The sequence below is a fragment of the Polaribacter sp. YIW18 genome, assembly GCF_057219325.1.
The window spans coordinates 22,756-34,279 of sequence record NZ_JBXVVE010000012.1 but is presented as its reverse complement, the minus strand read 5'-3'; the positions used below and the strand labels follow the sequence as shown (position 1 = coordinate 34,279).

At 30.2% G+C, this 11,524-nt stretch carries 10 protein-coding genes and 1 tRNA gene; 3 read left to right on the top strand and 8 right to left on the bottom strand.

The genetic code is table 11. The features are described from left to right. Positions 1-141 precede the first annotated feature (141 nt). Genes lpxB through surE form a run of 3 tightly spaced genes read right to left on the bottom strand, consistent with a single transcriptional unit; the run spans position 142 to position 2,307 of the window. Positions 142-1,260 (bottom strand): lipid-A-disaccharide synthase, encoded by a 1,119-nt coding sequence (lpxB, locus tag AC2D6T_RS11210; protein ID WP_484681554.1) that lies wholly within the window; start codon positions 1,258-1,260, stop codon positions 142-144. Between the two features lies 1 nt (position 1,261). Further along, positions 1,262-1,549, bottom strand: coding sequence for a hypothetical protein (locus tag AC2D6T_RS11205; protein ID WP_438989666.1), 288 nt, complete (start codon positions 1,547-1,549; stop codon positions 1,262-1,264). Beyond that, complete coding sequence (gene surE, locus AC2D6T_RS11200; protein ID WP_438989665.1) at positions 1,537-2,307, bottom strand: 5'/3'-nucleotidase SurE; 771 nt, start codon at positions 2,305-2,307, stop codon at positions 1,537-1,539. Before surE ends, AC2D6T_RS11205 begins: the two co-directional genes overlap by 13 nt. A 253-nt stretch (positions 2,308-2,560) precedes the next feature. On the opposite strand from surE, the gene AC2D6T_RS11195 reads away from it, so the two are divergent. Both AC2D6T_RS11195 and AC2D6T_RS11190 read left to right on the top strand, forming a co-directional pair. Then, positions 2,561-4,690, top strand: a complete 2,130-nt coding sequence (locus AC2D6T_RS11195) for a carboxy terminal-processing peptidase (RefSeq protein ID WP_484681553.1) — start codon at positions 2,561-2,563, stop codon at positions 4,688-4,690. 66 nt (positions 4,691-4,756) lie between these two features. Continuing rightward, positions 4,757-5,200 carry an acyl-CoA thioesterase gene (locus AC2D6T_RS11190; RefSeq protein ID WP_484681552.1) on the top strand — a complete coding sequence of 148 codons (444 nt, stop codon included), beginning with the start codon at positions 4,757-4,759 and terminating at the stop codon, positions 5,198-5,200. On the opposite strand, the gene AC2D6T_RS11185 is transcribed toward AC2D6T_RS11190, so the two are convergent. Together AC2D6T_RS11185 and AC2D6T_RS11180 are read right to left on the bottom strand one after the other, a co-directional pair. After that, on the bottom strand, positions 5,197-6,174 hold the full coding sequence (locus AC2D6T_RS11185; RefSeq protein ID WP_484681551.1) for a type I phosphomannose isomerase catalytic subunit: 978 nt from the start codon (positions 6,172-6,174) through the stop codon (positions 5,197-5,199). The genes AC2D6T_RS11190 and AC2D6T_RS11185 overlap by 4 nt on opposite strands. A 56-nt stretch (positions 6,175-6,230) precedes the next feature. Next, positions 6,231-6,312, bottom strand: a tRNA-Leu gene (locus tag AC2D6T_RS11180). 104 nt (positions 6,313-6,416) lie between these two features. Here AC2D6T_RS11180 and AC2D6T_RS11175 point away from each other — a divergent pair. Next, the gene (locus AC2D6T_RS11175; protein WP_484681550.1) at positions 6,417-7,811 is read left to right on the top strand and encodes a dipeptidase; all 1,395 of its coding nucleotides are present in this window, start codon (positions 6,417-6,419) and stop codon (positions 7,809-7,811) included. A 163-nt stretch (positions 7,812-7,974) separates the two neighbouring features. Here the strand turns inward: AC2D6T_RS11175 and AC2D6T_RS11170 are convergent, their stop codons facing one another. From AC2D6T_RS11170 to ade, 3 genes are all read right to left on the bottom strand, one after another. Beyond that, the gene (locus AC2D6T_RS11170) at positions 7,975-8,601 is read right to left on the bottom strand and encodes a peptidylprolyl isomerase (protein WP_484681549.1); all 627 of its coding nucleotides are present in this window, start codon (positions 8,599-8,601) and stop codon (positions 7,975-7,977) included. Between the two features lie 434 nt (positions 8,602-9,035). After that, positions 9,036-9,626: a PhnA domain-containing protein gene (locus AC2D6T_RS11165; RefSeq protein ID WP_484681548.1), complete on the bottom strand. Its 591-nt coding sequence runs from the start codon at positions 9,624-9,626 to the stop codon at positions 9,036-9,038. A gap of 255 nt (positions 9,627-9,881) precedes the next feature. Continuing rightward, on the bottom strand, positions 9,882-11,504 hold the full coding sequence (gene ade / locus AC2D6T_RS11160; RefSeq protein ID WP_484681547.1) for an adenine deaminase: 1,623 nt from the start codon (positions 11,502-11,504) through the stop codon (positions 9,882-9,884). Positions 11,505-11,524: the final 20 nt, after the last annotated feature.

The following is an 11,524-nucleotide window of genomic DNA, read 5'->3' as shown; positions in this document are numbered from 1 at the left end:
TTTTTGGCTTTTACAAAGGCTTTATTCAGGTATTTTTCTAAAAATGAATAAACGATATCTGCTCTAAAACGCATTGTGTGGATAAATCTTAAAACACCATTTTTATTTGTACCACCAAATCGATAGCGAACTCTTTTTATTTTAAGAGATTTCTTTTAAAGCATTTACAATTTGTGTAGCCACTTTTTTAGAAGCACCTTTACCTCCTAGTTTTTTCTCTAATTCAAAATAGTTTAAAAATAATTGTTCTCTATTTTCTGGCTTTAAAATTTTAGATAATTCCTTTTTTAAATTTAGCTTATTAAAATCATTCTGAATTAATTCTTTTACCACCTCTTTATCCATTATTAAGTTTACCAAAGAAATAAATTTTAACGTAATAATTCTTTTTGCAATTTGGTAAGATATATAGCCACCTTTATAACAAACAACTTGAGGCACTTTAAACAAGGCTGTTTCTAATGTAGCTGTTCCAGAGGCTACTAATGCTGCATAAGAAACGCTCAATAAATCATAAGTTTTATTATTGATAAAAGCTATTTCTTTTGAACCAATAATATGTTTATAAAAAGAAAAATCTTGACTTGGAGCACCAGCAATTACAAATTGATAATCCGAAAAATCATCTACTAAAGAAACCATTACAGAAAGCATTTTGGTAATTTCTTGTTTTCTACTACCAGGTAAAAGTGCAATTATTGGCTTATCTCCTAATTGATGTTCTTCTCTAAACTTGGTTAAAGAAACTTGTTTTCTTCCTGCAATTGCATCAATTAAAGGATGCCCAACAAAAGAAACCTCATAATCGTATTTGTTATAAAAATCTTTTTCGAAAGGTAATATTACAAATAATTGGTCTATATCTCTTTTAATGTCTTTAACCCTGCTTGCTCTACTTGCCCAAACTTGAGGAGAAATGTAATAATTTGTTTTAAATCTGTTTTCTTTTGCCCATTTAGCAATACGCAAATTAAAACCAGAATTGTCTATAAAAATAATTACATCAGGATTAAATTTTAATATGTCTTTTTTACAAAGTTTTATGAATCCTACAATTTTTAAGAGGTTGGTAATCACCTCAAAAAAACCCATAAAAGCTCTTTCTTTATAATGACTAACTAAAGTACCTCCAACTGACTGCATAAGATCTCCACCCCAAAAGTGGATGTTTGCATCTTTGTCATTTTTATACAATTCTTTCATTAAATTAGAACCATGCAAATCTCCAGAAGCTTCACCAGCAATTATGTAATATTTCATTTTAAAAAAACTTTAAAATTAAGGTTAATAGAGCAATCGCTATAGTTGCTAAAAGTACTCCTTTTGCTCTTGCGTCTTGTTTCTTTTTAATAAAAATAAAAAACACAAATAAGTTAGGAATAGCTGCTAATGATAATACTTTCCCATACAAGTTTCTTTCTTCAATCATTATTAATGTATCTTGAAAACTAAATTTAGAAAAATACTCTAAATACAAAAAAATCCCTCCAAAAGTGGCCAAAATGGCTACTAAAAAACCGATTAAGATATCTTTTTTTACAGTTCCCAAGAATTTAATTTTTGTATCATGTGATGAGCCGTCATATCAAACTGTACTGGCACTAAAGAAACATAGCCATTTTCTAAAGCATATACATCTGTATCTTGTCCTTTATCTTTACTTACAAAAGCTCCAGAAAGCCAATAATATTCTTTTCCAAAAGGATTTTTACGTTTATCAAAATCTTCTTTCCAATAGCCATTTGCTTGTCTGCAAACTTTTACACCTTTAATTTCTTCTTTCTTTAAATTAGGTATATTTACATTTAAAACTACCCCTTCTGGAATACCATTTAACAGCGCATTTAAAGTAATATTTTTCACATATTCTTCTGAAGGTTTAAAATCTGCATGCCATTTAAAATCTAATAATGAAAAACCAATTGCAGGAATCCCTTCTATACCAGCTTCTATAGCTGCACTCATGGTTCCAGAATAAATAACATTAATAGATGAGTTTGCACCATGATTTATACCTGAAACACATAAATCTGGCCTTCTGTTTAAAATTTCGCTAACCGCCATTTTAACACAATCTGCAGGTGTACCAGAACAGGTATATTCTAATTGTGGGCCATTATCTATCGTTATAGGGTTACAAGTTAATACATTATCTACTGTAATAGCATGTCCCATGCCACTTTGTGGACTATCAGGTGCTACCACAACAACATCACCAATTTTATTCATAATTTTAATTAAAGCCCTTATTCCTGGAGCTGTAATTCCATCATCATTGGTTACTAAAATTAAAGGTTTTTCTTGCATAAAAATTTATTTAATATTTAACTAGCCTAGAAAATTGATACCTATTTCTAATACACAAAAGTAATTTATTTAATTCATTTTCTTTTTAACAATTTGTAAAGAATAAACTTATGCTTTTTTACGTATTATTGTTAGAGTTATAATAAATTAATCCAAAAAAAATATAAAAATAACTAGATTCTTTTTTTTAAAATATTTTGGCATTATTTTAGTAACATAAAAATTAAAAGGCATCTAAATCACTATAATCTATATGAACAATCTACAAAAAAACAGCCTACTATTAATAGCTTTTTTGTTGTTATTTAACAATCTAACTTTACAAGCAGAAACCACCCTAAAATCAGATCCTGAAAAGGATAAAATTTTAGTGTATGTTTTAAAAAATATATTAACAAGAGGACATTTTGTTGTAAAGGATATGAATGATGATTTTTCTGAAAAAGTGTATAAAAGCTTTATAGAGGGTTTAGACCCAAGTAAACGTTACTTTACGCAAGATGATTTAAAAGAATTCTCTAAATATAAATATGAAATAGACAACCAACTATTAAAAGATGATGTTTCTTTTTACAATTTAGTTTACAATCGTTTTTTAGAAAAAACTGCAAACGCAAAATCCTATTATGGTGAAATCTTAAAACAACCTTTTAATTTTAATAAAAAAGAAACTATTGATATAGATTATGATAAGATCCCTTTTGCTAAGAACGAAAATAAACTAGTAGAATACTGGCGTAAACAACTAAAATTAAATACGTTAAGCAGAATTCAAAGTGAATTAGAAAAACAAGAAGAAAAACTTAAAAAAGACAAAAAATACAAGAAAAAATCTTTTAAAACTTTAGAAAAAGAAGCTAGAAAAGAAGTTTTAAAAAACATGAATGAATTGTATTTAAGAATAGACGAACTAGAACACGAAGATTGGTTTTCTGTTTTTTTAAACAGTGTAGTAAGCGCTTTTGATCCTCATACAACGTATATGGCACCAAGAATTAAAGAACGCTTTGACCAAGATATGTCTGGTAAATTAGAAGGTATTGGAGCACGTTTATCTAGACAAGGTATTTATACAGAAATAGTAGAATTAGTTTCTGGTGGACCAGCTTGGAAACAAGGTGAACTTGAAGCTGGAGATATTATTTTAGAAGTGGCGCAAGGTGATAAAGATCCATTAGATATTGTAGGCATGCGTTTAGATGATGCCATTAAATTTATTAAAGGTAAAAAAGGTACAGAAGTTAGACTAACTGTAAAGAAAAAATTAGATGGTTCTACAAAAATAATTTCTATTATAAGAGATGTTGTAGAGTTAGAAGAAACATTTGTAAAATCTAGTATTGTAGAAAAAGATGGCAAAAAATATGGTTTAATAGATTTACCTAGATTTTATATAGATTTTTCCGATAGAGATGCAAGAGACTCTGCAAAAGACATGGAAAAAGAAATTGCACGTTTAAAAAGAGAAAACATAGCTGGTTTATTAATCGATTTAAGAAATAATGGTGGTGGTTCTTTACAGACAGCAATACAAATTGCTGGTTTATTTATTAAGCAAGGTCCAGTTGTACAGGTAAAATATAGAGGTCAAGATCCAATTGTTAAAAGTGATGTAGATCCAAAAATGCAATGGGATGGTTCTGTTGTTGTATTGGTAAATGAACTTTCTGCATCTGCATCAGAAATTTTTGCTGCAGCCATGCAAGATTATGGTCGTGCTGTAATAATAGGAGGCAATCAAACCTATGGAAAAGGAACTGTACAAAGTGTTATCCCAATAAATAATTTTTATCCTAAATACGAAAAAGATTTAGGTGCTATAAAAATGACAATTCAGAAATTTTATAGAGTTAACGGTGGTTCTACACAAATTGAAGGAGTGTACTCTGATATTGCAATGCCAGACAGGTATAGTTACATGAAGTTTGGAGAAAGAGATCTAGATGGTGCTTTAGTTTGGGACAAAGTTCCACAAGCAAAATATACACAAACCAACTCTTATGAAAACTTCTCTGAAGTAGTTGACAAAAGTAAAACTAGAATTGCTAGCAATACAAAATTCAAGCTTATAAACGAGTATGCAAAATGGTTAAAAGAAAATCAAGAAGATACTTCTTACTCTTTAAATTATAAAGATTTTGCTAAAGAAAGTAAAGAGCAAGAACAAGTTGCAAAAAAATATTCAGATGCGTTTAAACACAAATCTAATCTTACTTTTAACTCGCCAAAATACGAATTACCATTATTAAAAAAAGACAGTGTTTTAGCTGATAAAAGAAATATTTGGCACAAAAATTTATCTAAAGATATTTATGTTGCAGAGGCTTTAAATGTTTTAAAAGATTTAAAGTTAAAAACTAAATTAGAAGTTGTTAAAAAATAAAATTTAACAAAAATATAAATCTGATAAATTAAAAATTTATCGGATTTTTTTAAACCTTAATAAAATATGAGCTTTCAAGTTACTTTTGCTACAAAATGGTCTGATTTTGATCCAAACAGACACATGCGTCATACAGCTTATAATGATTATGCTGCTGAAGTTAGAGTGCGTTATTTTGCAAAATATAATTTCTCAATTCAAAAATTTACCAAATATAACTTAGGTCCTATTTTATTTACAGAAGAAACTTCTTTTAGAAAAGAAATCCATCTAGGAGAAAATATAACCGTTAATTTAAAATTAGAGGGTTTGTCTAAAAACAACGAACGTTGGAAAATTGTTCATGAAGTTTTTAATGAAGCAGGAAAACTATCTGCCATCATAAAAGTTTATGGTGCTTGGATAGATTTAACCCAAAGAAAATTAACAACACCTCCAGAAGAAACTAAAGAAATGTTTGCCTCTGCTGAAAGAGCTGAAAATTTTAAAATAATCGAATTAAAAAGTTAGATATAAACCTCTATTAGCTTACTTTTTTTAGTTTTCGAAATTAACTCCACAGTATTTACAGCTGCTGGTAATAAAATCGTTTCACCTTTTTTAAGTGGATACGTTTTGTGGTTAGAAATCAATGCTAAATCTCCATCAACACAAATAAAAATTACAAAAGAATCTAAATCAGTATAATCTTTTTTTATACTACCTTCTATAAACAAGATATTAGAGGTAAAATATGGAGAATGCACTAACTTGTTAGAAAAATTCGTTTTTCTATTATACGAAGTTTTGTATTCTTTTTGAGGTTCAAAATTGATAACATCTTTGGCTAAATCGTTGTGCAAATCTCTCAATTTACCAGTTCTGGCATCTACCCTATTGTAATCAAAAATCCTATAAGTAATATCTGAGGTTTGCTGAATTTCTGCCAACAACACACCAGCACCAATTGCATGTACTCTTCCTGTTGGAATGTAAAAAGCATCTCCTTCTGCAACTTTTTCATGATGCATTTTTTCTAAAATAGATCCGTCAGACACTAAAGTATCAAAATTTTCTTCATCAAATTTCTCATCAAAACCAACAATTAACTCAGCATCATTATCAGCTTCCATTACGTACCACATCTCATTTTTTCCAAATGAATCGTGGCGCTCTTTAGCGATTTCGTTACTAGGATGTACCTGAACAGAAAGAGGCTTTTTTGCATCAATAAACTTTATTAATAACGGAAATTTTACCCCAAATTGATTAAAAACTTTAGTCCCTAAAAATTCACCTTTAAATTCTTCTATTAAATAATTTAATGTTTTTCCTTTTAAAAAACCATCTTTAACTAGCGTTTCACTATCTTTTATATCAGAAATTTCCCAAGACTCTCCAATTTTCGTTTCAGAATAATCTTTGTTTAAAACCGTTTTAAGTTTTTCACCACCCCATAATCTATAACTAAACACTGGTAAAAATTTTATAGGATATAATTTCATAAAATAAGATTTAAAATAAAAATAGTCGAAGTTAAACACTTCGACTATTAGTTTTGTACAGGCGGAGAGACTCGAACTCTCACACCTCGCGGCACTAGATCCTAAGTCTAGCGTGTCTACCAATTCCACCACGCCTGCAAATTTCCCGAAGAATTCGGGTTGCAAATATAAACAATACTTAGAAACTACAAACTTGTTGCAATAAATTTTTCTATTTTTGAGAAAGAAATTAAAATCTTTACATGGATACAATAAAATCTTATATAGAAAACAATAAAGAACGCTTTTTAAACGAACTCATTGAACTTTTAAAAATCCCATCAGTAAGTGCAGATAAAGCCTTTAAAAAAGATGTTTTAAACACGGCAGATTTTGTTTTAAAAAGTTTAAAAAAAGCAGGCTGTGATAAGGTTGAACTTTGTGAAACACCAGGTTATCCGATCATTTATGGAGAGAAAATTATTGACACAAATTTACCTACAGTTTTAGTTTATGGGCATTATGATGTACAACCTGCAGATCCTATAGATTTATGGCACTCACCACCATTTGACCCCGTAATAAAAAAAACAGAAATTCACCCAGAAGGCGCAATTTTTGCAAGGGGTTCTTGTGATGATAAAGGCCAAATGTACATGCATGTAAAAGCCTTAGAATACATGACATCTACTGGCAACTTACCTTGCAACGTAAAATTTATGATTGAAGGTGAAGAAGAAGTAGGTTCTGAAAGCTTGTCTTGGTTTGTTCCAAGAAATAAAGAAAAATTAGCCAATGATGTAATACTTATTTCTGATACAGGGATGATTGCCAATAACATACCTTCAATAACAACCGGTTTACGTGGTTTGAGTTATGTTGAAGTAGCAATTACAGGACCAAATAGAGATTTACATTCTGGGTTGTATGGTGGTGCTGTAGCAAACCCAATCAACATTTTAACTAAAATGATTGCTTCTTTACATGACGAAAATAATCATATTACGATTCCTGGTTTTTATGATAATGTAGAAGAGTTATCTTTAGAGGAAAGAGCTGAAATGGCAAAAGCACCCTTTTCTAAAGAAGACTATAAAAAATCAATAAATATTGGTGAGATTTATGGCGAAAAAGGATATACTACCAATGAAAGAAACTCTATTAGACCTACACTAGATGTAAATGGTATTTGGGGAGGTTATACTGGTGAAGGGGCTAAAACCGTAATTGCCAGCAAAGCATATGCAAAAATTTCCATGCGCTTGGTTCCCAATCAAGATTGGAGAGAAATAACAGAACTTTTTAAAAACCACTTTGAAAGCATTGCTCCAAAAGCAGTAAAAGTGGAAGTAAAACCTCATCATGGAGGACAGGGTTATGTTACCCCTATTGACAATATTGGATATCAGGCAGCAAGTAAAGCATATGAAACTACTTTTGGTAAAACTCCAATTCCGCAAAGAAGCGGAGGAAGCATACCTATTGTTGCACTTTTTGAACAAGAATTAAAAAGCAAAACTATTTTAATGGGATTTGGGTTAAATTCAGATGCGATTCATTCACCAAACGAACATTTTGGTGTTTGGAACTACTTAAAAGGTATAGAAACAATTCCCTATTTTTATAATTATTTTACAGAATTACATCACCAAAAATAAATATCTCTAATAATAATTATGGAGTAAATGTAAAAATTGATGGCAGAGAAAAGTAAATAAAATCTAGGTTAAAATGGAACAAGCTTTTTTTGGGTTGATATTATTTTCGATAATTAAATAATTCTTTGATGATTTTTTACAAGAGAAAAAGAAAATCAAAAGTTTATTTAATAAAATAAGCTTTTAAAATATAATCTACTTTTGGGTAATTTTCTTTCAGAAACTTGTTTCCAAGCTTATTAATTTTACCTTGTTGCCTACCCAATCGATCTCCATAACCATCGTAAAATTTTAAGACATTTTCTTGACCTGCAATTACTTTTGCAACAACAGGAAAACCTGTAACACCAGAATACGCCAACTTATCCAACCGTGGATTGTCTTTTAAATTGATAAATATTTGATTGGATCTTGTTTTTACGCCTCCTCTGGCAAAAGCCAAAGTCATAGCATCGTTTTTTCTGATTACAGGTTCGTCTTCAATACCTTTTTGCCAACTTTTATTTATTAAAGAATCGTTGTGAATACCAAATTGTGCTACAAAATTGGGTACCACTCTAAATATAGCAACATCTTGATAATAGTTGTATTTTATCAATTGATACAACCTATCTACACCTTTTGGAGACCATTCTCTAACAGCTTCAATATCAAAATTACCTTGTGTCGTTTCAAAGCGTGCTTTAAAAGTTTCTGGTGCTTTTTTTTCTAACCACTTTGGTTTAAACTTCTTAGTTACACAAGATGATAATAAAATTATAGATGCTAATAAAAAAAGTATTCTTTTCATTATTTGGTGATATTACTGACGATTTAATACAAATATACTTAAAAATTGAAGTTAATTTTAATTCTACACTTACCTTCTTTCTTTATTTTCTTGTTGTTTTAACTATAGAAATATCGCCAATTTTTACAAAACTAGTTGCCCCAAAAGGCGAGTATGATTTTAAATTAAAAGATCAAGAAACTGCTGTAAAAACTTGAAAAAAACAGGAAATAGACCATAAAAAACAGTTATTAAAAGCAGCAAAAAGTGCTCTAAAGCAAAAAGCTGGTAAGTAGGTGCGTTAGCGATTGAAATGGCATCCTTTTTAGTTGTAAGTTCGAGTAAATTTATGAGGAACGAATAAATTTCTATCGAGAACAAGACTAAAAAGATATAATGGAAAGCGCGACCTGAAAGGGAACGCCCAACGTATGGACTGCAATCGAAATGACATTCTACTCTTTTTCTGCCATTTTTTTCACATAATCTGTAATAATAACTATTTGTGTAGGTCCAACTTTACCTTCAATATATTTGGCATTTTCATGATCTAAAGAAATTCTACGAACTGCTGTACCTTGTTTGGCAACCATACTAGAGCCTTTTACTTTTAAATCTTTTATTAAAACCACAGAATCTCCTGCCTGTAAAATGGCACCATTGGCATCTCTATGAATTATTTTTTCGCTTTCATCTAAATGGTCTCCAGATTCTTTTGCAAAACGAATATCTTCATCTTCTAAATACATTATGTCTAACAAATCTTGTGGCCAACCTTCTTTTTTCAATCTGTGCAACATTCTCCAAGCCACTACTTTTACAGCTCTAAACTCGCTCCACATAGAATCGTTTAAACAACGCCAATGATTAGCATCTGTATTTTCTGGATTTTCTATTTGGTCTACACAAGTTTCGCAAGCTAACAAACTGCCATCTACACCACCTGTAGAAGTTGGTTTTACCTCGTAAATACTTAAATTATTGGTAGCCGCACACAATTCGCATTTATGACCACTTCTGTTTTCTAAATCTTGTTGTAAACTCATTTTTTATGTTGATTGATATTTGGCAAAAGTAACAATTTAATTCAGACTATTATTAGAAGCTATTTCACGCTTTCCATTATATCTTTTTTTGTGAAAAACAAAAAAAGGATGCCATTTCAATCGTGGCTAAACTTGTTTGCTAACTTTGGTTTTATTGAATTTACAAATTGTAATTTCTAAATGAATTTTCTTTATAAGGTCTAAATAACACACAAAATCAAAATTATACAACTTTGAAACTTTGAAACTTTGAAACTACTCAATTTCTAAAGAAGTAAATGTAAAAGAAGTACCATCAAACAATCCTTTATCAGACAACTTTAAAGAGGGAATAACCAACAAAGCCATAAAAGATAAACTCATATAAGGTGCTTTTAATTGGCTGCCCATTTGTTTTGCCATTTTATCTAGTTCTGCATAATCTTTTCCAATTTCTTCAGCAGATTTATCGCTCATAATTCCTGCTACTGGTAAAGAAACTATTTTTTCTTCTGTGTTATTTACAGCACAAACCCCTCCTCTATTTTTAATGATTAAATTAACAGCTTTACAAATTGCTTCGTCGGAAACCCCCACAGCAATTATATTATGAGAATCGTGGCCAACAGAACTTGCAATAGCACCTTCTTTTAGTCCAAAATTTTTAATAAACGCGATCGATGGCTCAGAATTCTGATAACGATTTACAACCGTCATTTTTAAAATATCTTTTTTAATATTAGAAACTAAATTTCCATTTTCAATAAAGCTTTCTGTTTTAATTTGGTTGGTTACCAACTCGCCATCTAAAACTTCTATTACTCTTATTTTTTGGGCTAAAGATTTAATGGCAAAATCTTCTACTTTCTTTTTATCTGTTTTAAAGTTATTTAAAACTTCAAAATCAACAGATTTTAAAAAACTCTCTCCGTTTTTAGCTACCAACTCACCATTAATATAGGTTTCTAAAACCTTCAATTTTTGTAAATCTTCAACAACAATAAAATCTGCAAAATCTCCTTTTTGTAACAAGCCAACATCTAAATTATAATGCTTTACAGGGTTTATACAAGCTACTTGTAGTACTTTAAAAACGTCAATATTTTTAGCAACAGCTCTTTCACATAATTGATTAATGTGTCCTAACAACAAATCATCTGGATGTTTATCATCTGAACAAAACATCATATTTTCGAAATGTTCTGGCAATAAATCTATTAAAGCATTAAAGTTTTTGGCTGCAGAACCTTCTCTAATAATTACTTTCATGCCTTTTTGCAGTTTCTCTAAAGCTTCCTCGTAAGTAAAACATTCGTGGTCTGTAGAAATGCCTGCTGCAATATATTTGCTTGCATCATCTCCTCTTAATCCTGGTGCATGTCCATCAATGGGTTTGTTATTGTTTTTAGCATGCTGAATCTTAGCTAAAACCTCAGCATCATCAAATAATACACCTGGATAATTCATCATTTCTGCCAAATATTTAATATCAGGATTTTCCATCATCACTTTAATATCGTTGGAATTTATAACAGCTCCTGCACTTTCAAATGAAGTTGCTGGCACACAACTGGGTGCTCCAAAATTGAATTTCAACGGAACTTTTTTTCCGTTTTCAATCATAAAGTTAACTCCATGTACACCTAAAACATTGGCAATTTCATGCGGATCTGAAACTGTAGCAACTGTACCATGTTTTACCGCTATTTTTGCAAATTCAGAAGGGACTAACATAGAACTTTCTATGTGTATATGTGCATCTATAAAACCGGGTAAAATGTAATTTTCACAGTCGTGATTGGTTGCTCTAATTTCTAAAATTCGATCATTTTCAATCTCAACTTCGCCTTTAAAAATCTTTTTGTTAGCAATATCTACAATGTTTCCTTGTACAATCATTTTAAAACTGTTTTACACAA